Source organism: Brevundimonas sp. T2-11, from assembly GCF_055397675.1.
In genome coordinates this window covers 1,776,667-1,801,297 of sequence record NZ_AP027920.1, presented here as the reverse complement: position 1 = coordinate 1,801,297, position 24,631 = coordinate 1,776,667, and the positions used below count along the sequence as shown (strand labels likewise).

The window sequence follows — 24,631 nt, the reverse complement described above, 5'->3', positions numbered from 1 at the left end:
CCCTGCAGGGAATCGGACCTCCGCGCGAGGATCGAAAATCGCCTTTCGGACAGAGCTGCAGTGACCGCTTCTGCTGCATTGAAGCCCTCATCTGGAGTTGGGGACTGTTAGTGACGACGGAATTCGGCTGGTTTCAGACCATGCCGCTTCAGTTTGTCATAGAGCGTCTTGCGCGGAATTCTCAGGTGCACGAGGGTTTCGGCGATGTCGCCGTCCAGGGCTTTAAGCGTATCCTGAAGGATGCGGCTTTCGAAGCATGCTATGCGTTCGGCAAGCCCGCGCCCGGGTCCGCTGGGCCCGCTTTCATGGCCTTCCACGCCAAGGGCGAAGCGCTGCGCAAAGTGTGACAATTCACGAATATTGCCGGGCCAGGACGACTCCAGAAGTCTTGAACGAATCTCATCGGTGATGACGGGGGCGACGCCGTCAGGGCCGATCTGGGCGCGAGCCAGCAGACTGGCGAAAAGCAGGGGGATGTCTTCGCGGCGCTCTCTCAGGGGCGGCATACGCAGGCGCACGGCGTTGAGGCGGTAGTAGAGGTCCTCGCGCACCCGACCTTGGGCGACCGCCTCGCTCAGATCGCCGGTCGACGAGGCCAGGACGCGCAGGTCCACGATACGGGGGGCATCGGACCCGATGGGATGGATCTCGCGCTCTTCGATGACGCGCAGCATCTTGACCTGAACCGACAGGGGCATGGTGTCGACGGCGTCAAGGAATAGCGTGCCGTTATGCGCGCGTTCGATATGTCCGACGCGACGGCGCATGGCACCGGCGAAGGCACCCAGTTCATGACCGAACAGTTCGCTTTCGATCAGGCCTTCGGGCAGGGCGCCGCAGTTCACCGCCACGAAGGGCTGAAGGCGTCGTCGTCCGTTGTAATGAAGCGCGCGCGCGACGGCCTCCTTGCCCGAGCCCGTTTCACCCTCGATCAGGACGTCCATGCGCGCATCGGCGATCTGGGCAATGGTGGCGCGCAAGCGCCGAATCGCCTGGCTTTCGCCCAGCAGCGGCAATTCCAAGCCCGCTTCGGACGACAGGGCGGTCAGGCGGCGATTGTCGAGAACCAGAGCTCTTTTCTCCAGAGCTCGTTTCAGGCTTTCGCGCAGGCGTTCAAAGGCGAAGGGCTTGGCCACGAAATCATAGGCGCCCGCGTTCATGGCGGCGACCGCTTCAGCAATATCGCCATGGCCGGTGATCAGGATGACGGGCAGGGCGGAATCCAGCGTCTGCAGGCGGCTGAGCACCTGGCGACCGTCCACTCCGGGCATGCGCAGGTCGGTGACGATCACGCCGGCGAAGTCGGCGTCGATCTCGGCCAGAGCCGCCTCGGCGGTGCGGAAGGCGCGAACCTTCAGATTGTCGAGTTCCAGGCGTTCGACCAGGGCGGTGCGGAAATCGTCGTCGTCCTCGATCAGGGCAACGGCGTCGAGACGCGGAAAGTCCATTATGCGCTCCTCAGGGTGACGACGAAGACGGCGCCCGTGTCGCTGGGGCGCAGATTCAGCTCGCCCTTGAAGGTGGCGACGATGTCGCGGCTGATGACCAGCCCAAGGCCCAGTCCATTGGCCTTGCTGGTGACGAAGGGCGTGAAGAGCTGTTCGCGGATCGCATCGGGCAGACCGGGGCCGTTGTCGGCCACGATCAACTCCACTCCATCCCCCACGGATTTGACGGACAGGGTGACGGAGGGGCTCGCAACGCCTTCCAGCGCCTCAAGCGCGTTCTGGATCAGATTGACGATGACCTGTTCCAATCGGAACCGGTCCGCCAGGACGAAGGCGTCGGGGGCCTTGTGGCGGACCAGGCGGACCCCGGCCTGCCGCAAGCGACCGCCGAGCAGCAGCAGGGCCCCGTCGACGGCTTCGTTGACCGAGACCGGCGACACGCTGGGCTGACTCTTGCGGGAGAAGGCGCGCAGTTCCTGGGTGATGGCGCCTATGCGGGTCGTCAGGTCGCCGATGCGGCTCAGGGCGCGGACCGCCTTGGAGGCCTGATCACGCTCCAGCCAGGCGGTCGCGGTTTCGGCCTGGGTGAGGATGGCGGCGACGGGTTGATTGATTTCATGCGCCACGCCGGCGGCGATCTGTCCCAGAGCCGCCAGCTTTCCAGCCTGCACCAGTTCATCGCGCAGAGCCTCGCGGCTGGCCTCGGCGCGCATGCGTTCCTCGATCTGACGGTTCAGCGCCTCGTTGGCCTCGCTGAGGTCGCGGGTCCGTTCGGCGATGCGGTGTTCCAGATCCTGACGCGCGGCTTCTGCAGCGCGATGGCGAGCGGCGGCTTGCTGGCGGCGGAGCAGCAAGACGGCCAGGACGCCGAAGACGAGGGTGATGATCAGGGCGGCGATGGCGCGTGCGTTGGCGACGGCTGCCTCGATCGCGCCGCGCGTGGGCGTCAACAGATGCAGGGTCCAGCCGGGAGTCGCTGTCTGGGATGAGGCATGCATCCAGGGACGAACGGCGCGGTCGATCGGGGCTTCGACCAACTGTGAGCGTCCGTCCGACGGCGTCTGGAAGTCCAGAGGCGTCAGGGCTCCGTGCCCCAGGGTCTGATCGGCGAGAGTCAAACGGCGGCTGGCGGCGTCCATCGGGCGCAGGGTGCGAAAACGCCAAGCCGGAACGCTGGTGATCAGGATCACGCCGCCAGGGTCGGCGACATAGGCCGGCTCGCCTGAAGCGCGCCATTCGGCCTCCAGGGCGTCGAACTCGACCTTGACCACGACCACGCCCAGGGCGCGCCCGCCTCGATCCGAGACGCGCCGGGCCAGGAAGAGGCCGGGCGTTCGGCTGACGGTGCCCAGGGCGAAGAACTCGGCGGAGCCTTCACGCATGGCTTTGATGAAGTAGGGGCGGAAGCTGTAGTCGGCTCCGACGAAGCTGATGGGCTGACGCCAGTTGCTGGCGGCGCGAGTCACGCCGTCGGCGGCGATGACATAGATGGCCGAGGCGCGCGTCTGATCGGCCAGGGTCTCGAGTCGTTGATTCAGCGTGGTCGTATCTGCGCCATCCGGCGCGTTCAGCAGGCGAGCCACGTCGGGGTCCGTGGCCAGGGCGGGCGGCAGGGACCGATACTTCTCAAGCTCGCTGCGCAGGACCGCGGCATGCAGCGCGGCGGCGTTTTCCGATTGCCGAGCCAGTGCGACCTCGGCGCTTCGACGGGCCGTCTCGCCGGCGGCGTAGGCCCCCGCAAGGCTGACGATCAGCCATGCCAAGGCCGGCAGCGCCAAGGCCAGACGGTTTGGGATGGGGGGCGACTGGGGCATGGATGTGTGTGCGATATTTCGCACAAATAAGCCATGTTCGAGGATGATTTTCCGCACATTTCTTGTCTGGAGAAGCGCCGGGATTCTTAAAAATTATTATGTATCAGTATGTTGGTTGATGTTTGCGCGCGTGTTGGTCGCCCGTGAACCCTGACGCAGACTGAGGCGCAAGCGTGACGAAGAGCACGCCGAGGAAATCCGCGAGCGTCTGGGCTCGCTGTCAGGAGCAACCTTCTTGATCCCTATCGCGTCAGAGACGGCGGCCGTCGTGCGCCGCCCCTTCTATCGGCATCTTTACTTCCAGGTGCTGGTCGCCATCGTCCTCGGCGGCGCCATCGGTCACTTCTGGCCGACCTTCGGCGAGAGCCTGAAGCCCCTGGGAGACGGCTTCATCAAGCTGGTGAAGATGGTCATCGCGCCGGTCATCTTCCTGACCATCGTCACCGGCATCGCCGGGATGCGCGACATCGGTCGGGTCGGTCGCGTCGCGGCCAAGGCGTTCGGCTATTTCCTGGTCTTCTCGACCCTGGCCCTGATCGTCGGCCTGATTGTCGCCAATCTGGTGCAACCGGGCCGTGGCCTAAACATCGACCCCGCCAGCCTGGATGCCGGCGCGGTGTCGCAGTACGCCCAGGCCGCGCATGAGAGCACCATCGTCGGTTTCTTGAATGGCATCATTCCCGACACCGTCGTCAGCGCCTTCTCGACCGGCAACATCCTGCAGGTTCTGTTCGTTTCGATCCTGTTCGGCATCGCCCTGGCCATGATCGGCGATCTGGGCAAGCCGGTGATGACCTTTCTGGAATCGGTCAGCGCAGCTTTCTTCAAGCTGGTCGCCATCCTGATGAAGGCGGCGCCGATCGGCGCTTTCGGAGCCTTCGCCTTCACCATCGGCGCCTATGGCATTGCCTCGGTGGCCAATCTGTTCGCGCTGATCGCCACCTTCTATCTGACGGCCGCCATCTTCGTGGTCGGGGTTCTGGGCCTGGTGGCCGTGGCCAACGGTTTCAACATCCTGAAACTGATCCGCTACCTGAAGGAGGAACTGTTGCTGGTGCTGGGCACCTCCAGCTCCGAAGCGGCCCTGCCCAGCCTGATCTCCAAGATGGAGCGGGCAGGGGCGTCCAAGTCGGTGGTCGGTCTGGTCGTGCCGACCGGCTATTCCTTCAATCTGGACGGCACCAATATCTACATGACGATGGCGGCGCTGTTCATCGCCCAGGCGTTGAACATCGACCTGAGCCTGCAGGATCAGATCCTGCTGCTGCTGGTCGCCATGCTGTCGTCCAAGGGGGCGGCGGGGATCACCGGCGCCGGCTTCATCACCCTGGCGGCGACGCTGTCGGTGGTGCCGGCCGTGCCGGTCGCGGGCATGGCCCTGATCCTGGGCATCGACCGCTTCATGAGCGAGTGCCGGGCCCTGACCAACTTCATCGGCAACGCCGTGGCGACCATCGTCGTCGCCCGCTGGGAAGGCGAACTGGACCGCGATGCGCTGAAGGCCGCGCTGGACGGCGGTCCTCAACCCCTGGCGGCGTCGCCTGATCCGGCGGCGGGGCCTGGCGATGATCTCGTTCTCGCTGACGACTGAAACAAGAAGAATTTCAAAACCGCGACCGTCGGCAACAGGCGGCGCACAGGGAGTGGAAAATGAAAATGCATTCGAAGATCGCCTTGATGGCGACCACGGCCTCTGCGGTCCTGTTCGCGGGAATGGCGCAAGCGCAGGAGGCGTCTTCCGAGAGCGGCGGCGAGCCGGCGTCCCAGGTCGAGGACGTGGTTGTCGTCGGCACCAATATTCGCGGGGCCCGCACCACGGCGGCCCTGCCTGTGGTGGTCGCAGACCGCGAGCAGATCGAGGCCACCGGCGCCACCACCGGCGACGAGCTGCTGCGCACCATTCCGCAGATGGGCGACGTCCTGTTTGACTCGGCCAACAACCCGCAGACTTCGAACTCGGCGCGCGGCGACGTCAACTCGGTCAACTTGCGCTCGCTGGGCGTGGGCAACACCCTGGTTCTGCTGAACGGGCGTCGTCTGGTGCAGCACCCGACCAGTCAGGGCACCTCGGACACCGGCACGGTGCCGGTGCTGAGCTACAACTCCAACGCCATCCCCGTTTCGGGTCTAGAACGACTGGAGGTGCTGCTGGACGGCGCCGCCGCCATCTATGGCGCGGATGCGGTGGCGGGCGTGGTCAACACCGTGCTGCGTGACAACATCGATGGTCTGACGGTCAGCGCCCGCTACGGCGGCGCCGAAGGCACGCAGATGCGCGACACCGAGTTCAACCTGTTTACCGGCAAGAACTTCGAACGCGGCAATGTCTCACTCTTCGCCAACTACGCTCAGCGCACGGCCCTGTGGGCGTCGGATCAGGACTTCACCCGCTCGGACGACATCCGGCCCTTGTTCGCGGACTACGAGGACTTTGCCGGGGTGCAGTCGCTGGACGGCCGGTCGTCGCATACGCCCTGGGCGCGTCTGTCGGTCGGATCGCGGGCGGTGATCCGCTCTAACGGGACCGCCGTGACCAACTCGGCCGGCGCCTTCCGCTTCCAACCGTCCAGCTTCGGCTGCGGTGTCGAGGTGGGCGGCGACATCTGCCTGTCCAGCGGCAATCACAACTTCAACACCACCAACCGCGACATGCGTTACGACACGCGTCATGAGACTACGGTGCGTCCTTCCGTCGAGCGGCTGAACCTCTTCCTGACCGGTCGCTATGACCTGACCGACAGCGTCGAGGCCTTTGGCGAGATCGGCTATTACAGCGCGCACAGCCGCGCCGTGCAGCCGCCGGTGGTCAACCTGAACCAGATCTGGATCCCGGCCAGCAACTACTACAACCCGTTCGGCCCCGTGACCTTCGCCGACGGGTCCGCCAACCCCAATCGTCTGCCCGGTCTGACCGGCGTGCCGGCGGCCGGGTTGCCGGTTCTGATGACCAACTACCGTTTCGTCGACACCGGCTTCCAGGTGGTCAGGGTCGACAACTATCAGGCCCGTTTGCTGGGTGGTCTGCGAGGTGAGTGGCGCGGCTTCGACTGGGAAACGGCTCTGGTCTATTCGGAAGCCGAGGCCGAGGATGTTTCGCCCAACATCAATATGACGGTGCTGCAGAAGCAGTTGGCCCTGTCCACGCCCGATGCCTACAACCCCTTCAGCGGCGGCTGCGTGGCCACCACCAGTTACGGCGACTGTTCGACCAGTTCGCAGGCGGCGATCGACGCCATCGTCTTCGACATGCGTCGCCTGTCGCGCACCACCCTGACCATGGCCGACTTCAAGCTGTCGCGCGGCGATCTGTTCAACCTGCCGGCCGGACCGGTCGGCATGGCTGTCGGCATCGAGGCGCGTCGTGAGACCCAAGAGGATGATCGCGACGCCAATGTGGACGGGACCTTCACCTTCACCGACATGGTGACCGGCGAAACCAACCTGTCGAACGTCTCGGCGGTCAGTCCCAATCCCGACACCAAGGGCAGCCGGGAGGTCTTTTCGACCTATATCGAGTTCGCTCTGCCCCTGGTCTCGCCGGAGATGAATATTCCTCTGATCTATCAGTTGGATATGCAGCTGGCAGGTCGTTACGAGCACTATTCGGACTTCGGTTCGGTGGCCAAGCCCAAGGTGGCGGTGGCCTGGGATGTCGTGCCGGGCGTTCGCGTCCGGGGCTCCTACTCCGAAGGTTTCCGCGCGCCCAACCTCGAACAGACCAACGCCACCCAGTATTCGCGTCTGGCCAGCGGCGTTGACTATGTCCGCTGCGAGGCCGACCTGCGTGCGGGCCGTATCGCCAACTTCTCGGCCTGCTCCCAGAACACGTCGGGCGCGTCTCTGCTGGTCGCGGGCAACCCTGATCTCGAGCCGGAGGAGAGCACCAACAGCTCCTATGGCCTGGTGCTGCAGCCGTCCTTCATTCCCGATCGCTTCGGGGCCTTCACCTTCACCATCGATCGCTGGCGTATCGAGCAGGAGAAGATCGTCGGCTTGCTGGGGGCGCAGACGGCCCTGGCCCTGGACTATCTGAACCGCGTCGAGGGCGGCTCCAATCCGCTGGTGAACCGCCGCGACCCGACACCGGAGGACATCTTGCTGTTCGAGAGCACGGGCCTGACGCCGGTGGGGGAGGTGATCTCCATCAACGATCGTTTCATCAACCTGCAACCGCAGACGGTCAGCGGTCTGGACCTGGGGATGAACTGGTCGCTGCGGCGCACGCGTTTTGGCACCTTCATCGTCAATGTGAACGCCAGCAAGCTGGACGAGTTCTCGCGCGATCCCGGCGACATCGTGAACGCTCTTTACGCCGCCCGCGCCGCAGGCACGATCAACGCCGGAACCACCCTGCCGGAAACGGCTCAGTTGGTGGGCCAGAACGGTCGGCCGGAATGGCGGGTCAACGCCAGCCTGACGTGGCGCAAGGGTCCGATCCGCGCCGGGGTGTCGAGCCAGTACATCAGCGACTTCGACCAGCCCGGCCTGCTGGGCGCTTCCAACGAGGCCTGGGTGGTCGACTCGCGTCAGACGATCAACGCCTATGTGGATTATGAATTCCCGGCCGAGACGCGGCTGCGCCTGGGCGTGCGCGATCTGACGGATCAGGGGCCGCCGCTGGCGGATAACGGCTATCGCGGATCGGTGCACAGTCCGTGGGGGCGCTACTGGTACGTCAACGCCAGCAAGTCGTTCTGATCGGGGGAGCGAAGGGATGCGCATGTTCAGGATCGCTGCAGGCACGTTTGCTGTCGCACTCGCAGGCGCGCCCTTCGCCGTCGCCCAGGATGCGCCGACGGTTTCCTCCCCGTCGGCGCCCGCCCCGGCCGTCTGTCCTGATTTTCTTTCGCAGCAGGCGCACTGCTGGTCGGGGCAGGCGGCCAAGGGCGGTTACTACTGGATCGTCGTGCCGGAGAACTGGAACCGATCGCTGATCGTCCATGCGCATGGAGGGCCGCGAACGGGCGCGCCCAGGGCCGACGACCCCCTGGAGGATCTGGAACGCTTCTCCATGACGGTGAAAGAGGGCTTCGCCTGGGCGGGTTCAACCTATCGCCGCGGCGGCTACGGCGTGCGTATGGCGGCCGAGGACACTGATGACTTGCGGCAGATTTTCTGGGACGCCTTCGGCCGTCCGCGCCGCACCATTCTCCACGGACAGTCCTGGGGCGGCAACGTCGCGGCCAAGGCGGCTGAACTCTATGCCCGCGACGCCGAGGGCCAGGTCGTCTGGGACGGTGTCGTCTTGACGAGCGGCGTTCTGGCCGGCGGGACCGAGGCCTATAAATTTCGCGCCGATCTGCGCGCCGTCTATCAGTACTACTGCCACAATCACCCCGCGCCCGACGAGGTGCAGTATCCGCTCTGGCAGGGGCTGCCCGATGGCGCGCGCATGACCCGCGCCCAACTGGCGGACCGCGTGAAGACCTGCACCGGCGTCGGCCTGTCCGAAGACGAGCGTTCGCCCGAACAGAAGCAACGTCTGGCCGATATTCTGACCGTGGTCGGCGTCGAGGAGGATCAACTGGTTGGCCACATGGCCTGGGGCACCTTCCTGTTTCAGGATCTGGTGCAACGTCGGCTGGACGGGCTTAGCCCGTTTTCCAACATTAATACCGTCTACGCCGGTTCGCACGACGACGCGGCCCTGAACGCCGGGGTGCAGCGGTTTACCGCCGAGCCCATGGCGGTGGCGCGTCTGGCCTATGACGCCGACCTGTCAGGCCTGATCGTCGCGCCGACGGTAACCATCCACGGCAAGTATGACCCTACCGCCTTCGTCTGGCATCAGGCCGCCTATCGCGACAGGGTGACGGCGGCGGGACGGTCAGAGTTGCTGGTCCAGACCTTCACCAATGAAGCCGAGCACAGCGCCCTCAACGCGCCGGAATATGTGGCCGTCTTCGAAGCCCTGATGGCCTGGATCGACCAGGGCGCCAAGCCCGATCCCCGTTCCGTGGCTACGCTCTGCGAAGCCGCCAGCCCCCGGTACGGAGCGGCGTGCCTGTTCGACGAAGAATACAGGCCGACCACGGGACGTTGAGCACCTAACAAGAGGCCCATCTGGTCCCAACGGTGCCGCTATGAGCGGGGCGTCCCCTGAGGACGGCTGACGCTTGGCCGATGCCTGCGGAACGGTCGGTCAGCCGAAGGTTCTCAGATTGACCATGTCGTCGATCAGTCGAGCACGGCGGCCAAGCCAATGACCTCCTCCTGGATCGGTGAGTAGGCGGGCGGACATGGACGCCAAACCAGGTGGTGGGAATGCGCTTTCCCACCTCGACTGAAAGTCCGGATTTTGGAGTGATGCCAATGTCCGCTTCTGGCGCGTTTCAGCCTCTGAGCGGCTAGCCTGCCGTGACGTGCGTCAGCTTGTCTGGATTGCGGACGATGTAGATCGCGCGGATCCGTCCATCTTCGAGATCTAACGCGGTCGTCTGGAGACGCCCGTCCGGGTTATAGCTGACGTAGCCGGGCAGGCCGTCGATGATGGCCGTGCGGACCAGGGTGGGTCGCTGTTCCAGATTCCTTGAAGCATGGCTGAACAGCCGGAGGGCGTTGTCGAGGCCGCGCACGATGTTGCGGAACGCCGACACCCTGCCGCCGCCGTCAGCGTGGATCTCGACGTCTCGAGCGAGGAGTCCTGCCAAGCTCGCCGTGTCGCCGCCGTGCGCGGCCTCGAAAAAGGCGCGCGCGATCCGGTCAGCTTCCGCGGCGCCGAGCGAATAGCGGCTCCGCTCGGTCTTGACGTTTCTGCGGGCGCGGGACGCCAGCTGCCGGACTGCGGCCGGCTCACGATCGAGCGTGGTGGCGACTTCCTTGAGCGGCACCTCGAAGATGTCGTGCAGAAGGAAGGCCGCGCGTTCGAGCGGTGACAGACGCTCCATGGCTAACATAAGGGTCACTGTGACGTCGTCGGCGATCGTCTCTTCCGGATCGACCGCCTCCACCAGGGGTTCGGGGAGCCACGGCCCAACATAGGTCTCTCGCCGCGCCCGGGCTGACTTCAGGCGGTCGAGGCACAGTCGCGTGACAATGCGTGTGAGATAGGCAGCGGGCGCGTCGACGCTCTGGCTGACGCCCGTCCAGCGGAGCCAGCCATCCTGGATGACATCCTCGGCCTCGCTGAACGAGCCGAGCATCCGATAGGCAAGACGAAGCAGACGCGGGCGTTCCACTTCGAAGATTTCGGTTTTCGAGTCCCTCGGCGTCATCGCGCAGCGTTCCTGGTGGTCGGCGAAGGAGTACGATCGAACGGTCGGCGGTGTGACATGTCCTTCGTGAAGACGCCCGGATGTCACATGCCGTTGGCCTGCCTCGTCAAGTCTTCACCGCGCCGATGGACGGCGCAGACAATGGAGACCTCCCCATGACGACGATGACCCGCCTGACCTGGCACTCTGTGGCTCCGGAGGGCGCGAAGGCGCTCTACGGCGTCCATCACTACGTTATGACCGGAACTAACCTTCCGGAAGAGTTGATCCACCTCGTGTTCCTGCGGGTGTCGCAGATCAACGGCTGCGCTCACTGTATCGACCTACACACCCGGGATCTTCTTAAGACGATGCCGATCGACAAGGTCATCCTGCTGCCTGTTTGGGAAGAAGTTCCGCATCTTTTCACCGCGACGTACCGGGCGGCGCTCGCCTGGGCTGAGGAAGTCACCCGCGTGAGCGAGACACACGCATCGGACGAGGCCTATGCCGCGGCCAGCGCAGCGTTCGAGGCTAAGGATCTGGTGGATCTCACCATCGCGATCGCCGCAATGAATGCGTTCAATAGGCTCGGCGCACCCTTCCGCTTGCCGGTGAAGGCGCAACCCTGATCACGTTGGCGGCGCCTCCGGCGGGGGCGCCGCGACCTTCGGAAGTCCGAAATCCGGCTCCGGGCCAATGTCTGCTTCTGGCGCAATTCAGACATTCATGTCCCGAAGAACGATCCATCAGCGCATTCGGGGCGTATCGGTCAGGAGCTTATGGAGCTGAGCCGTGAATATAGCTGCCCCCTACATCTTGACCCTCCTCGTCTTCGCCGTGATCGACTCGGCCTGGCTCGGCAGCATGGGGAACCGGCTTTACCGCCCCCTGATCGGCTCGATGCTGGCGGACAACTTCAGGCTGGCGCCGGCGGCCGCCTTCTATGCGCTCTATGCGGGGGGGCTGACGCTCTTCGCGGTCCTGCCGGGCCTTGCCGAAGGCGGGTGGAAGAAGGCGCTGCTGTGGGGCGGACTGTTCGGCCTGTTCGCCTATGGCACCTACGACCTGACCAATCTGGCCACGCTCAAGACCTGGAGTCTGAAACTGTCGCTGATCGACATGGCTTGGGGCGTCTGCGTCAGCGCCGTTTCGTCATCGATCGCCTGCGCCCTGGCCATGCGCCTGCTGCGCGTCGTTTAGCGACGCGGTGCGCGAAGGAAGAAGCGGCTGGTGCGGGCGGCGTAGGCGGCGAAGGCGTCGGGTCGCGAACGGCGCATATGGGCCTCCAGCAAGGGGACGCCCGACACATGGTTCAGCAGCCAGTAGATGTATGCAGGACCCGTCAGCGCCAGCCAGCCCCAGGGCCAGGCGCCGCTGACGTCGATGGCGAACACTGGCCAGGCGCACCAGCCCAGCCACTCGAAGAAATAGTTGGGGTGCCGTGACCAGGCCCAGAGGCCGGTGTCGCAGACGCGGCCTCGATGGGCGGGATCAGCCTTGAAGGCGGCCAGCTCACGGTCGGCCACACCTTCGCCCAGCAGGGCGGACATGAAGATCAGGGTCGCGAAACCATCTTGCAGGGTCAGCCCGGGCGTCGGGTTGCGCGCCGCCAGCAGTATGCTGAGCGCCAGGAAGGCGGCGGCCCCGGACTGAAGCATCAGGAAGCCGAACATCCGGGCCTGGAATCTGTCGCCCCATTCGGTGCGCAGCCGGGCGTAGCGCGCGTCCTCGTTTTCGCCGGCGGCGCGGCGTGCGATATGCAGGCCCAGCCGCAGGCCCCAGAGCCCGATCAGGCCGGCGATCAGCCATTGGCGGTATGACGGCGACACGCCGCCGAGAGGAAACAGGGCGACGCCGACGCCAGCCATACCGAGGCCGAAGGACCAGAAGGCGTCGGCCCATCCGCCTTGGCCGGTGCGGCGCTGAACCGCCCAGGCCGCGCTCATGACCAGAACGAGAAACAGGGCCGCCGCAAACCAGAGCGGCAGCAGGGCGATCACAGCCGTACGAAGGGCTGCATCAGCCGCCCCAGCCAGCCGTCGAGCTGGATTTCTCCATCCAGGGCGACGACGCAGAGGCAGGGAATGTCCGACACCACGCGCGGCTGGTGCAGCACGTCGTGGTCGGCTTCCTCCAGATCGCCGACGTCGAAGCGTTCGGTCTCGGTGGCGTAGGCGCCGGACAGGACGCAGGTCAGTTCGACCCCGCCATGGGTGTGACGCGGCGTCTCGCGACCCGGATCGATCTTCAGCAGGATGACCCGGCAGGCGCCTTCGCGCGGGGCGTGGACGTCGCGGGCGCGGATGCCGGGGCCGATCCAGCGCCAGGGCCCGAGGGCGTAGCGCCGCAGCGGCTCGGGCAGTTCGGGCATGTCGTTGAGCGGCGCCGGCGGCCTGGCTTCGCCGGCATCGGTTTCGATGAGCGCCATGGCGCGCGCCAGGGCGTGGTCGGACAGGGCCACCGGCGCGGCCTCCTCCAGAAACTCACCGCCCACGGCCTGAAGGCGGCGAACCCAGGCGTCGTTGGCGGGGCGCAGGGCCAGATGGGCGGCGACGACCACGGCCTCGGGCGGGCTGAGCGATCCGGCGGCATAGGCGAGCAGCCGTTCTTCGGACGGGTTGCGGTCGGGGTTCATCGGGTCGCCTCCTCGGACGGTTCGAGGATGAGGCGAAGCTTGCTCATGGCGTTGCGGATGCGTGACTTGACGGTGCCCAGAGGCAGGTCGAGCCGCCGGGCGATTTCGGAATGAGGGCTGTCCAGGAAGAAGGCGAGGCGCAGAACCTCGACCTGATCGGGCTTGAGGCGCGACAGGGCGTCGCGAATGCGTTCGGCGTCCTGTGAAGCGGACAGGATGTCATCCGGTTGCTGCACCTCGGTCTCGGCCAGATCGATTTCGGGCGTCGGCAGGGGGCGGGCGTCGCGGCGCAGCATGTCGAGCCGGCGGTTGCGAGCGATGGTGAAGATCCAGGTCGCGGCCCGGGCCTTGCGCGCGTCGAACAGGTCCGCCTTGCGCCAGACCGTCAGCATGGCGTCCTGGGCGAAGTCTTCTGCGGCGGCAGGGGGCGCGCCTGACTTGATCAGCCAGGCCTTCAGACGCGGCGCATAATGGCTGAACAGTTGAGCGAAGGCTTCGCGATCCCGCCGCAACGCCACCGCCTCGATCAGGCGGTCATGCGCAAAGGCGTCCGGCGAGGACCCGTCCGCGCTCATGCGCCGCCGGGTCCTGTCAGACGATTTGAAAGAGGCGGCCTCGACATGCATGCAGCCTAATACGCTTCGGCAAAATGTCTGGATCATTCGTAATCCGATTGCGACGCCGCTGCGTAATCCGATCAGGCCTGCAGCGATTGCGCGGGCGCGTTTCGGAGCCGTCATGTCGCATTCGTCCGCTCGTCCTTTCGATGGCCCGCTCAAGATCGCCGTGGTCGGATCGGGCGTGGCCGCCCTGTCGTCGGCCTGGTTGCTGTCGCAGCGCCACAGGGTGACGCTCTATGAAAAAGCGGATCGTCTGGGCGGGCATTCCCATACCGTGACCGCAGGGGCGGCGACCGGAGATGTCGCCGTCGACACCGGCTTCATCTGCTTCAACGACGCCACCTACCCCAATCTGATCGCCCTGTTCGAGCACCTGGGCGTGCCGGCCCGCGCGACCGACATGTCCTTCGCCGTGTCGCTGGACGACGGCCGGTTTGAATACGCGGCGCCCGGTCTGTTCGCCCAGCGCCGCAATGTCCTTCGCCCGCGCTTCTGGTCAATGCTGGGCGAGATCCTGCGCTTCTATCGTGAGGCGCCGATTGATCTGGGCGGGTTGAGCGACCCAAACCTGACGCTGGGCGACTATCTGAAGCGCGAAGGCTTCAGCGAGGCCTTCCGTGACGACCATCTGCTGCCGATGGCGGCGGCGATCTGGTCCTCGCCAGCCCACACGCTGCTGGACTATCCGGCAGAGGCCTTCATCCGGTTCTGCGGCAACCATGGCCTGCTCAAGCTGATCGGCCGACCGCTGTGGCGGACGGTTGAGGGTGGAAGCCGGACCTATGTCGAACGGCTGGCCCGGGCCATAGGCGACGTACGGCTGAACCACGGCGTGACGGCGGTGCGGCGCACAGGCCAGGGCGTCATGATCCACGACAGCCAGGGCGGCGTCGAGCGCTTCGACCAGGTCGTCATAGGCGCCCATGCCGATCAGGCCCTGGCCATGCTGGACGAGCCGACCGCGCAGGAAAAGGAGGTGCTGGGCGCCTTCCGCTACAGCCGCAACCTGACCGTGCTGCACACCGACGCTGGCCTGATGCCGCGTCGCCGCCGCGCCTGGGCCAGTTGGAACTATATCGGCGCTGACGACGACCTGTGCGTCACCTACTGGATGAACAGGCTTCAGGGCCTGCCAGGGCAGGACCTTTTCGTCACCCTGAACCCGCCGCGTCCGCCAAAGCCCGACACCTTGTTGCGCAGCGAGCTCTATGAGCACCCCGTCTTCAACCCCGCCGCCCTTCAGGCCCAGAAACAGTTGTGGAGCCTGCAGGGGCAGGGCGGAGTCTGGTTCTGCGGCGCCCACTTCGGCGCGGGCTTCCACGAGGATGGCCTGCAGTCCGGTCTCGCCGTGGCCGAGCAACTGGGCGGCGTGCGACGCCCCTGGTCGGTAGAGAACGAGAGCGGCCGCATCCACCTGTCGCCGTCTTCGGCCACTGTCCTGGAGAGGGCGGCGTGACCCAGGCCTCCGCCCTCTATCGCGGAGACGTCATGCATCGGCGGCTGCGGCCAAGGGGGCATCGGTTGCACTATCGCGTCTTCTGGCTGCTGCTGGATCTGGCGGAGATCGACGAAATGGACCGCGGCCTGCGCTGGTTTTCGCGCAACCGTTTCAACCTGCTGTCCTTTCACGATCGAGATCACGGCGACGGCTCCGGCGCGGCGTTGCGCCCCCAGATCGAGGCCTTCCTCGGTCGTGCAGGGATCGACATCGGCGAAGGGGCGGTGCGCTTGCTGACCATGCCGCGTGTGCTCGGCTACGTCTTCAATCCGATCAGCCTCTACTACTGCCACCACGGTGACGGTCGGCTGGCGGCCATGGTCTATGAGGTGACCAGCACCTTCGGCGTGCGCCACGCCTATGTCATTCCTGTGCCGGAAACGGACCAGACGGCGGGCCTGATCCGTCAGGGCGCGGCCAAGGCCCTCTATGTCTCGCCCTTCATGGGGATGGAGATGGACTACGTCTTTCGCGGTCACGCGCCGGGCGCCCGGCTGGACATGACCATCGACGGCGTGGACGCCCAGGGGCTCTTGATCACCGCCGCCATGTGTGGCGAACGCCGTCCGCTAGACGACAGGGCCTTGCTGACCGCGGCGCTGGCCCTGCCGCTGATGACCCTCAAGGTCGTGGCCGCCATCCACTGGGAGGCCCTGAAACTCTGGCTCAAGGGCGTTCGCCTGACGCGCCAGCCGCTGCCGGCCCGTGAGGCGGTCACAGTCCAGCGGCGGGCTCGAGAGAGCCGTCTCGCGCGTTGAACATCCGCCGTTCCCGAATAAAAGGCCGCCCGACGACATGACCACCACCTTCTATGGCGAGCGAAACGATCAGCGGATGGGGGCTCCGGTTCTGGGCCTGCTTGTGCGCCTGCTGTCCGCCAACTGGACCTGGGGGCGGCTCACCCTCCTTCTTCCGGACGGCGCCCGCCATCAGCTGACGGGCCGGACATCGGGCCACGCCGCCGTCCTGACCATCCGGGATCCTCGCTGCGCAGCCCGTGTGCTGAAGAACGGGGATATCGGCTTTGCGGAAGGCTATATGGCGGGGGAGTGGGACACGCCTGACCTGGCGCTCCTGTTGGAGACCCTGGTCAACAACTACGACCACATTCGTCGCCTGTTCGACGGCAACCCTCTGATGAAGTTGGTCAACGGTATCGGGCACCGGCTGAACCGCAACAGCCGCCGGGGATCGCGCCGCAATATCCACGCCCACTATGACCTGGGCAACGCCTTCTATGGCGCCTGGCTGGACCCCTCGATGACCTATTCCTCGGCGCGTTTCGAGGCGCCGGGACAGCCGCTGCAGGACGCCCAGCGCGCCAAGTACGCCGCTCTGGCGCGGATGATGGACCTTCAGCCGGGACATAGCGTGCTGGAGATCGGCTGCGGCTGGGGCGGATTCGCCGAGTTCGCGGCGCGAGAGGTCGGGGCCGTGGTCACGGGTGTCACCATCTCTCGCGAACAGCACGACTATGCGCGTCGCCGCCTGTTCGAGGCGGGGCTGGCGGAGCGAGCGGATATCCAGCTGGTCGACTACCGCGACGTGGAGGGCCGGTTCGACCGCGTCGCCTCGATCGAGATGTTCGAGGCGGTGGGGCGCGAATACTGGCCCGTATACTTCCAGAAGGTCCACGACGTCCTGGAGGCGGGAGGACGTGCGGGTCTGCAGATCATCACCATCCAGGACGACCTGTTCGACGAATATGACGCGCGTACCGACTTCATCCAGAAGTACGTCTTTCCCGGCGGCAGCCTGCCTTCCGAGGCGAGGCTGGCGCCCGTGCTGGCGCAGACTGGCCTGAAAAAAACGGGTGTCGAGCGTTTCGGCGACAATTACGCCGACACCCTGGCTGAATGGGCGCGAGGTTTCGAGAGCGCCTGGACCGATATCGCTCGAAGGAACGCAGGCTTCGACGAGCGCTTCCGCCGTCTCTGGCGCTTCTATCTCGCCTACTGCGAGGCCGGCTTCCGGTCGGGCCGGACCGATGTGATCCAGATGAGCCTGAGCCGCGACTAGCGAACGCGCCTTGCTGACCCTGACCTGTTGATGACGGATATGCCGATGAGCCTGAAGCGCCCTTCAGTCATTCTTGTCGCCGCAGCCACCTGCGTCCTTGGACTGTCGGCCTGCGCCACGTTTGAGCGTGGCCCAATCGGCAATCCGAATGTTCACCTGCCGACCAGGACGGTCGACCTGAGCCGATATGCCGGGCTCTGGTACGAGATCGGCCGCTACGAAAACGGGTTCGAGCGGGGATGCGAGGGGGTGACGGCGGAATACACAAGACGCGACGATGGTCTTGTCGGCGTGCTCAACACCTGTCGTCAGGGCGGCGTCGACGGCCCGGTGAAGACGGTCGAGGGCAGGGCCCGGGTGGCGCCCGACAGCGGCGATGCACGGCTGAAAGTCTCCTTCTTCGGACCCTTCTACCTCGGCGACTACTGGGTGCTGGACCATGCCGACGACTATTCCTGGTCCATCGTCGGCGAACCCTCCGGCCGATATCTCTGGCTGATGAGCCGGACGGCGAAACCTTCCCAAGAGGTTCGCGCCACCATCCTGAACCGGACGGCAGAGCTGGGTTATGATCTCGCTCTGTTGCATCAAACCCGGCATCGTCCGTAAATCTGCTGGCTGCCGTCGTGCGTATCTCCTGTCAAAAGAGGGAGAGACGCCATGGCGGGCAAGATGTTTCGGGGGCTGGGGGCGGCGACGCTGGCGCTGGCTTCAGGGGCTTGCGCCAGCGGAGGCCCGCCGTCCAACGCCGGTTTTTTGACTAGCTACGAGGGGCTTACGCCGCGAACGGACGTGGTGCGCGCCGCGGTTGCGCAGCGCCGCGACGAGGCGCTGGCCTCGACCATCACCCGGCTCTGGGTGGCGCCGGCCGAGGTGTTCGGCGTTTCGGAACCCATCCTGTCCGACAGCGACCGGCAAGCGGTCCTGGCCGAGGTGGATCGTCAAGTCTGCTATGAACTGAGCGAACGTTTCGATATCGCCGAGCAGCCTGAGCCCCTGGCTGGGACCGTGAGGGTGGGGGTCACCTACATCCGGCCGACGCATCAGGCGGGTTCGGCGGCCGCAGCCGTCGCCAACTTCTTCATCCCCGGACCGATCAAGGTCCGGGCGCCGGGGGGCACGGGCGGCCTTGGCGCGGAAGCGGAGCTCCTGGCGCCAGACGGTCGTCAGGCCGCCGCCATAGTCTGGCGCCGCGACGCCATGGTGGTGGGAACGGACAAGCCGTCGCTGTCGCGCATTGGCGACGCCCACCAGCTGGCCGAGCCCTTGGGCGACATGGTCGGCGATGCGCTAGCCCCTAGCGATCGGGCGGTGAGATCCATATCCGATGCTGATCCCTGTCGGCGCTTTGGTCCGCGCGTCCGGATGGAGGGCGTCCTCGCCGGCATGGCCACAGGCCTCTACGAGCCCGGGTTAAGTGGGGGGCGGACGAATACCGAAACCGAACCTGAACAGTTTTGAGCGCACCCTCAAGGTTTGATTTCAGGCAAGGAGCCACTGACCGCTTCTGGCGCTTAGTGGAAATCCCGCGATCCGGGCAGGATGCGCACGTCGCGCGGGTGCCGGTGCGGCGGATGGCGCGGCGGTTGCGGGTGGGCGATGATGTCGGCGCGGGCCAGCTGGATGTCGGTTTCATGGTCTTCTGACAGGCGGGACAGTTCGGCGCTGCGGTCGATGACGCGGCGGGCGACGACGTGGACGACGCCCTCGGGGCTTTTCTCGACCAGGCCTTCGACCAGCATCAGTCGGGCGCCCATGATCTCGCGTCGGAACTGGTCCAGCATCCGCGCCCAGAGGACGATGTTGGTGATGCCGGTCTCGTCCTCCAGGGTGACGAAGACGGCGGCGCCCTTGCCCGGCCGCTGACGCACGAGGACCACGCCGGCGACCTGCACCAGGGAGCCGCCGCGCCTGGCCTCGGTGGCGGCGCAGGTCAGGACGCGGTCGGCGGCGAAGACGGGGCGCAGGATGGCCATGGGGTGGGCCTTCAGCGACAGGCGGGCGGTCTGGTAGTCGGCGGCGACGTGTTCGCCCAGCGGCATCAGGGGCAGATGGGGGTCGGGCTCCGCGCCCAGTTCACGGGCGCCGCGCTCGCGCGCCTCGGCGGCGGCGAACAGGGGCAGGGGATCGTCGTCGGGCAAGCGGCGCACCGCCCACAGGGCCTGGCGACGGTCCTGGCCCAGGGAACGGAAGGCGTCGGCGTCGGCCAGTTTGCGCATGGCGGCGGCGGGCAGCTCGGCGCGGCGGGCCAGGGTTTCGACATCGGCGAAGGGCGCCTCGGCCCGCGCCGCCGACAGGGTCTTGGCCCAATCCTCCCTGAAGCCGTCGATCTGGCGGAGGCCCAATCGCAGAGCCAGGGCCTCCTTTGGTCCCTCCAGTGAGTTGTCCCAGTCGCTGTGTGAGACGTCGATGGGGCGCACCTCGACACCGCCGACCTCCTGCGCCTCGCGCACGATCTGGGCGGGCGCGTAGAAGCCCATGGGCTGGCTGTTCAGCAGGGCGCAGGCGAAGGCCGCCGGATGGCGGTGCTTGATCCAGGAAGAGACATAGACCAGCCGGGCGAAACTGGCGGCGTGGCTTTCTGGAAAACCGTAGGAGCCGAAACCCTTGATCTGTTCGAAGCAGCGCCGCGCGAAATCAGGATCATAGCCGCGCGCGATCATCCGCCCGACCATGCGGTCTTCATAGGTGTGCAAGGTCCCGTCGCCGCGAAACGTGCCCATGGCCTTGCGAAGGCCGTTGGCCTCGGCGTCGGAGAACCGGGCGGCGACCATGGCGACCTTCATGGCCTGTTCCTGGAACAGGGGGACGCCAAGGGTCCGGTGGAGCACCTGCTTCAACTCGTCAGGTGGACCATAGAGGCGGCCGGGCGGGGGATAGTGAACCTCCTCCACGCCGTTGCGGCGACGCAGATAGGGATGGACCATGTCCCCCTGGATCGGACCGGGACGCACGATGGCGACCTGGATCACCAGATCATAGAACTCTCGCGGCCTCAGCCGGGGCAGCATGTTGATCTGGGCGCGGCTCTCGACCTGGAAGACGCCGATGGACTGGCCCCGGCACAACATGTCGTAAACCTCGGACTCCTCCGGCGGGACGGAGGCGAGGTCGTGCTCGACGCCCGAATGGGCCTTCATCAGGTCGAAGGCCTTACGGATGCAGGTCAGCATGCCGAGCGCCAGCACATCGACCTTCATCAGGCCGAGGGCGTCGATATCGTCCTTGTCCCATTCGATGAAGGTGCGGTCGGGCATGGCGGCGTTGCCGATGGGGACGGTCTCGTCCAGCCCCCCTCGGGTCAGGACGAAGCCGCCGACGTGCTGGGACAGGTGGCGCGGAAAGCCGAGCAAGCGCGTCGCCATGCGCACGGCGCGATCGACCATGGGATTGGCGGCGTCCAGTCCGGCCTGTTCGATCTGGCGGCCGCTGATCTCCGATCCCCAACTGCCCCACTGGGTCGAGGCCAGGCGGGCTGTGACGTCTTCGGTCAGGCCCAGGACCTTGCCGACCTCGCGGATGGCGCTGCGGGGACGATAGCGGATGACGGTGGCGGCGATGCCGGCGCGATGGCGGCCATAGCGGTCATAGACGTACTGGATGATCTCCTCGCGCCGCTCATGCTCGAAGTCCACGTCGATGTCGGGCGGCTCGTCGCGGCTGGAGGACAGAAAGCGCTCGAATAACAGGTCGTGGCGGACCGGATCGACGCTGGTGATCCCCAGGACGTAGCAGACGGCGGAGTTGGCGGCCGATCCGCGTCCCTGGCACAGGATGCCCTTGTCCTCGGCTGTGCGGACGATGTCGTGGATGGTCAGGAAATAGGGGGCGAGGCTGCGCTCGGCGATGAAGGCCAGCTCTTTCTCAAGCAGGGCTGTGACCTTGGGCGGCGCACCGTCGGGATAGCGGACCAGAGTGCGACGACGCACCAGTTCCTCCAGCCAACCCTGAGGCGTTTCGTCCGGCGGCACAGGCTCCTCGGGGTATTCGTATTTGAGATCGCTCAGATCGAACGTGATCCGCGACAGGAAGGCCACAGTCTCGACCACCGCCTCTGGCGCGTCCTTGAACAGGCGGGCCATTTCATCCTCGGGCTTCAGCCAGCGTTCGGCGTTGGCCTCCAGCCGACGGCCGGCGGTTTCGATGGTCGCGCCTTCGCGGATGCAGGTCAGGACGTCCTGCAGGTCGCGGTCATCGGGAGCGGCGTAGAGGGCGTCGTTGAGCGCCAGCAGGGGGACCTGGACCCGATCCGCCATGGCCTTGAGCCGGGCCAGCCGCCGCCGGTCGTCGCCGCGCCTGTGCAGGACGGCGCCCAGCCAGACCGCGCCCGGCGACGCCGCGTTCATGCGGGCTAGCACCTCTTCCAGCCCCGTCAGCCGGTCCGGCGGGACGAGGATCAGCAGCAGGTCCTCCGGATCGGCCAGCAGGTCGCGCAGGCCGATCTCACATTCGCCCTTCCTGGCCCGGCGGTTGCCCAGGGTCAGCAGGCGCGTCAGCCGACCCCAGCCCGCCCTCGTCTCCGGATAGGCGATGACGTCCGGCGTCCCGTCGTTGAAGACCAGTCGCGTCCCGGTCAGCAGGCGGAAATCCGCTGCGCGACGCTTCACCTCTTCGGACAGGGCCGGATCGTTCAGCGGGTCCTCGATGAAGGCGATCTCGCCGGGGCCGCCGCCCTCGCGCACCTTGTCCGGCGGGGCCAGACCTTCTGCCCGCAGTTCCTTTAGTGCGCTCCAGGCCCGCACCACGCCCGCCACGGTGTTGCGGTCGGCCAGCCCCAGTCCGGCGTGGCCGCGCAGGATCGCTGTCAGCACCAGGTCCTTGGGATGCGAGGCGCCGCGCAGGAAGGAGAAGTTGCTGGCCGTCGCCAGTTCGGCGTAGGCGCCGCAAGGGTCGAGCCTCCTCATGCGAACAGACCGTGGATGAACCAGCGCGGCTCGGGCGTCTCGCCATAGAGACCCTGGCGGAACAGCCAGAAGCGACGGCCGTCCCGGTCCTCGACCCGGTAATAGTCGCGGGTGCGCTGGTTCGGGGCGCGCCACCATTCGCCGCTGATCCGCTCGGGCCCTTCGGCGCGCGTCACCTCGTGCAGGACGCGGCGCCAGCGGAACTTCAAGGGATAGCCGTCGGGCACCTCCGCCAGGGTTTCGACCGGCTGGGGCGGGTCAAACATCTGCAGGGGACGCAAGGGCGGATCGTCGGGATCGAGGTCGGGCCAGGTCTCGTCACCATGACGGGCGGCGGCCGGGACCAATCGCGCGGCACGTTCGGGAATGTGCGAGGCGAAGGGCTCGAAGCGCAGCACGGCCTCCGGCCCCAGACGCGCGGTCAGCCGATCGACCAGACGGCTGAAGGCCTCCTCGCCGGACGTCTCGCGTTCCAGGCCCTGCTGGGTCGGCGCCAAAGCCTGGGTCCAGGGCACGGACATCCGCATCTGATCGAAGCCGAAGCCGGGGTCCAGCGGGGCGGCCAGGGCCGCCATCCGCTCGCGGAACAGCCGCAGGGTCGCGAGGGCGTCGCGGGTCGGGCGGCCGGCGCGGACGACGATCCGGCGCGTCTCGCCGTCCACGCGATAGAAGCCGGCCTCGAAGGCGCGGCCGCCCAGGCCCGCCTGATCCAGCCGGTCCATGGTCTCGACCAGCAGGTCGGACAGGACCCGCTCCACGTCCTCGGGCGCCGAGATCGGCTCGAAGAAGACGCGGTCGACCACCACGGGGGCGGGCGGACGATGCGGGGTGATGCGCATGTCCTCGTCGCCCAGAACCCGCGCCAGTCGGGTCGGGAAGTCGGCGCCGAAGCGGGCGGCCAGGGGCGCGCGAGGCCGGTCGTCCAGATCGCCCAGCCGCTTCAGGCCCAGGCGACGCAGGGCCTCGTCCTCCTTGTCCGAAAGCTCCAGGGCGGCGACCGGTAGGCGGCGCACGGCGGCGCGGTCCTGGCCGCGCTCGAACCGGCCGCCCGGTCCGAAGCGGGCCAGGGCGCGAGCAACCTGGGGCGCACCGGCCAAAGCGCACCGGATTTTGAGCCCGGCGCGTTCGGCCCGCGCCTGGACCGTCCGCATCAGGCCTGTCTCTCCGCCGAACAGGTGGGCGCAGCCGGTCGCGTCCAGCATCAGACCGTGCGGCGGGTCGAGCGCAATCAGGGGAGTAAAGCGACCGAAATCCTCCAGCACTCGGGCCAGCAGGGTGTCGTCGGCGTCGGGTCGATGGGCGACGACGCGCAGGGCGGGGGTCCGCGCTCGCGCATCGGCCAGGGCCAGGCCAGGGGTCAGTCCCGCTCGCGCCGCCGCCGGATCGACGGCGGCCAGCCGCAGGGCGCCCTTGACCTTCTCGACCAGGACGACGGGCGGCCCATCCTTTGACGGGATGTCCTCAGGCGGCGCGTCTGGCGCCTGACGCCGCAGCCGGTCGCTGGGCAGCCAGGGGAACCAGACCGCCAGATAGCGGCGCGGGCGGGCGGAAGGTTCGCTGTTCACGATCCCACTCCATGATCCAGGTTCCGGTCGCCCCGCCGCCGCGCCGCCGCAACAGGGTCGCGGAAAAAGACGGCCGCCCCGGCGCTCCGCCTTCCAGAGGTTCAGAAGCGTAAGAGCCCACCGACCAGCGGGTCTCGGCCGCGCTGGGGCAGGGCAGGACGCCCGCCCGCGCCAGGAACAGGGTCGCGCCGCCCGTCTCGGTCGCCAGAGCCAGTCGTCGGCTGGCCGTCAGGCTGAAGGCCTTGGCCTCGCCCCAGGCGCTCAACAGCACGGCGCCTACGGCCGGACTGCGCAGAGCTTCTTCGCCGACAGCCAACAGGGCCTTCACGTCGCGTGTCCGCACCAGCAACAGGTCGCGCGGCGACAGGCCCATCTCATGCAAGCCCGGACCGTGTGGCCGCCCCGCCTCCTGTCCCATCATCTCATGCAGGCCCCAGACGATCGGCCGCCCCGCCGCCGCCCGCAGCGCCATGCCCAGCCCGAAGGCGTTGACCGCCGCCGCGTCGGCGGGGGCGGCGGCGTAGAGATCATGCAGAACGCCCGTGGCCAGCGGCGCAAAGGCGTCGTTGCTTCCCGCGCGCACGCCCGCGCCGACGCGACGACCGCCGGCCCGATCCAGGGCCTCCAGGCGGGTCTTCAGCGCCGCCAGAGCGTCAGGCTGAGAATAAATGTTCCTCATTTGTTCTATATGCGCTCTTGTCCCTGACGGAGCAAGCAGGGCTGTCTGAGGGAAAGCGCATTTATGGCGGTCGGCCGCTCGGCTGTCGGTTTCTCGGTGCTCGTGACCGCTCCCGCTACCGGCTGGCGTGTTCGCTGGGGCTGGCTAGCGGCCTGGAAGATCGGCCAGGGTCATCTGTTTCGCTGAACGATCTTCCACTGGACGGCGCACAGCGATGGTCATCCACGCGATCTCTCGGCGTCGAAACCCGCTT

Annotated in this window: 19 protein-coding genes; 10 read left to right on the top strand and 9 right to left on the bottom strand. The window is 66.7% G+C overall.

What is annotated here, in order from left to right:
* Positions 1-107: 107 nt before the first annotated feature.
* Positions 108-1,448, bottom strand: coding sequence for a sigma-54-dependent transcriptional regulator (locus tag ACZ5XO_RS08940; protein WP_464162018.1), 1,341 nt, complete (start codon positions 1,446-1,448; stop codon positions 108-110).
* Positions 1,448-3,262, bottom strand: a complete 1,815-nt coding sequence (locus ACZ5XO_RS08935) for a sensor histidine kinase (RefSeq protein WP_464162017.1) — start codon at positions 3,260-3,262, stop codon at positions 1,448-1,450. Before ACZ5XO_RS08935 ends, ACZ5XO_RS08940 begins: the two co-directional genes overlap by 1 nt.
* Positions 3,263-3,497: 235 nt before the next feature.
* Between ACZ5XO_RS08935 and ACZ5XO_RS08930 the strand changes: the two genes are divergently transcribed.
* Genes ACZ5XO_RS08930 through ACZ5XO_RS08920 form a run of 3 tightly spaced genes read left to right on the top strand, consistent with a single transcriptional unit; the run spans position 3,498 to position 9,305 of the window.
* Complete coding sequence (locus ACZ5XO_RS08930) at positions 3,498-4,853, top strand: dicarboxylate/amino acid:cation symporter (protein ID WP_464162016.1); 1,356 nt, start codon at positions 3,498-3,500, stop codon at positions 4,851-4,853.
* A 59-nt stretch (positions 4,854-4,912) separates the two neighbouring features.
* The gene (locus ACZ5XO_RS08925) at positions 4,913-7,960 is read left to right on the top strand and encodes a TonB-dependent receptor domain-containing protein (RefSeq protein WP_464162014.1); all 3,048 of its coding nucleotides are present in this window, start codon (positions 4,913-4,915) and stop codon (positions 7,958-7,960) included.
* A gap of 22 nt (positions 7,961-7,982) precedes the next feature.
* Complete coding sequence (locus ACZ5XO_RS08920; protein ID WP_464162013.1) at positions 7,983-9,305, top strand: alpha/beta hydrolase; 1,323 nt, start codon at positions 7,983-7,985, stop codon at positions 9,303-9,305.
* A gap of 304 nt (positions 9,306-9,609) precedes the next feature.
* Here ACZ5XO_RS08920 and ACZ5XO_RS08915 read toward each other — a convergent pair whose 3' ends face one another.
* Complete coding sequence (locus ACZ5XO_RS08915) at positions 9,610-10,476, bottom strand: sigma-70 family RNA polymerase sigma factor (RefSeq protein ID WP_464162012.1); 867 nt, start codon at positions 10,474-10,476, stop codon at positions 9,610-9,612.
* 155 nt (positions 10,477-10,631) lie between these two features.
* Here ACZ5XO_RS08915 and ACZ5XO_RS08910 point away from each other — a divergent pair, with 155 nt between their 5' ends.
* On the top strand, positions 10,632-11,087 hold the full coding sequence (locus tag ACZ5XO_RS08910) for a carboxymuconolactone decarboxylase family protein (protein ID WP_464162011.1): 456 nt from the start codon (positions 10,632-10,634) through the stop codon (positions 11,085-11,087).
* A gap of 163 nt (positions 11,088-11,250) precedes the next feature.
* Positions 11,251-11,658, top strand: coding sequence for a DUF2177 family protein (locus ACZ5XO_RS08905; protein WP_464162010.1), 408 nt, complete (start codon positions 11,251-11,253; stop codon positions 11,656-11,658).
* On the opposite strand, the gene ACZ5XO_RS08900 is transcribed toward ACZ5XO_RS08905, so the two are convergent.
* Genes ACZ5XO_RS08900 through ACZ5XO_RS08890 form a run of 3 tightly spaced genes read right to left on the bottom strand, consistent with a single transcriptional unit; the run spans position 11,655 to position 13,668 of the window.
* Positions 11,655-12,458: a DUF1295 domain-containing protein gene (locus ACZ5XO_RS08900; protein WP_464162009.1), complete on the bottom strand. Its 804-nt coding sequence runs from the start codon at positions 12,456-12,458 to the stop codon at positions 11,655-11,657. The genes ACZ5XO_RS08905 and ACZ5XO_RS08900 overlap by 4 nt on opposite strands.
* Positions 12,455-13,093: a cadmium/peroxide/UV radiation responsive anti-sigma factor ChrR gene (gene chrR, locus ACZ5XO_RS08895; protein ID WP_464162008.1), complete on the bottom strand. Its 639-nt coding sequence runs from the start codon at positions 13,091-13,093 to the stop codon at positions 12,455-12,457. Before chrR ends, ACZ5XO_RS08900 begins: the two co-directional genes overlap by 4 nt.
* Positions 13,090-13,668, bottom strand: a complete 579-nt coding sequence (locus ACZ5XO_RS08890; protein ID WP_464162007.1) for a sigma-70 family RNA polymerase sigma factor — start codon at positions 13,666-13,668, stop codon at positions 13,090-13,092. Before ACZ5XO_RS08890 ends, chrR begins: the two co-directional genes overlap by 4 nt.
* A gap of 163 nt (positions 13,669-13,831) precedes the next feature.
* Here ACZ5XO_RS08890 and ACZ5XO_RS08885 point away from each other — a divergent pair, with 163 nt between their 5' ends.
* From ACZ5XO_RS08885 to ACZ5XO_RS08865, 5 genes are all read left to right on the top strand, one after another.
* Positions 13,832-15,169 carry an NAD(P)/FAD-dependent oxidoreductase gene (locus ACZ5XO_RS08885; protein WP_464162006.1) on the top strand — a complete coding sequence of 446 codons (1,338 nt, stop codon included), beginning with the start codon at positions 13,832-13,834 and terminating at the stop codon, positions 15,167-15,169.
* Positions 15,166-15,969, top strand: a complete 804-nt coding sequence (locus ACZ5XO_RS08880; RefSeq protein WP_464162004.1) for a DUF1365 domain-containing protein — start codon at positions 15,166-15,168, stop codon at positions 15,967-15,969. The genes ACZ5XO_RS08885 and ACZ5XO_RS08880 overlap by 4 nt, the downstream gene beginning before the upstream one ends.
* Before the next feature lie 76 nt (positions 15,970-16,045).
* Entirely contained in the window at positions 16,046-17,230 is a 1,185-nt protein-coding gene (locus ACZ5XO_RS08875; RefSeq protein WP_464164889.1) for a class I SAM-dependent methyltransferase, read from the top strand.
* Positions 17,231-17,275: 45 nt separating this feature from the next.
* Positions 17,276-17,839: a lipocalin family protein gene (locus ACZ5XO_RS08870; protein ID WP_464162002.1), complete on the top strand. Its 564-nt coding sequence runs from the start codon at positions 17,276-17,278 to the stop codon at positions 17,837-17,839.
* Positions 17,840-17,890: 51 nt separating this feature from the next.
* A complete protein-coding gene (locus tag ACZ5XO_RS08865; protein ID WP_464162001.1) occupies positions 17,891-18,691 on the top strand; it encodes a DUF3313 family protein in 801 nt (266 codons plus the stop codon).
* A 53-nt stretch (positions 18,692-18,744) separates the two neighbouring features.
* Here the strand turns inward: ACZ5XO_RS08865 and ACZ5XO_RS08860 are convergent, their stop codons facing one another.
* Genes ACZ5XO_RS08860 through ACZ5XO_RS08850 form a run of 3 tightly spaced genes read right to left on the bottom strand, consistent with a single transcriptional unit; the run spans position 18,745 to position 24,378 of the window.
* On the bottom strand, positions 18,745-22,134 hold the full coding sequence (locus ACZ5XO_RS08860) for an error-prone DNA polymerase (protein ID WP_464162000.1): 3,390 nt from the start codon (positions 22,132-22,134) through the stop codon (positions 18,745-18,747).
* The gene (locus ACZ5XO_RS08855; protein WP_464161999.1) at positions 22,131-23,699 is read right to left on the bottom strand and encodes a Y-family DNA polymerase; all 1,569 of its coding nucleotides are present in this window, start codon (positions 23,697-23,699) and stop codon (positions 22,131-22,133) included. Before ACZ5XO_RS08855 ends, ACZ5XO_RS08860 begins: the two co-directional genes overlap by 4 nt.
* Positions 23,596-24,378 carry an ImuA family protein gene (locus ACZ5XO_RS08850; protein ID WP_464161998.1) on the bottom strand — a complete coding sequence of 261 codons (783 nt, stop codon included), beginning with the start codon at positions 24,376-24,378 and terminating at the stop codon, positions 23,596-23,598. The genes ACZ5XO_RS08855 and ACZ5XO_RS08850 overlap by 104 nt, the downstream gene beginning before the upstream one ends.
* Between the last annotated feature and the right edge of the window lie 253 nt (positions 24,379-24,631).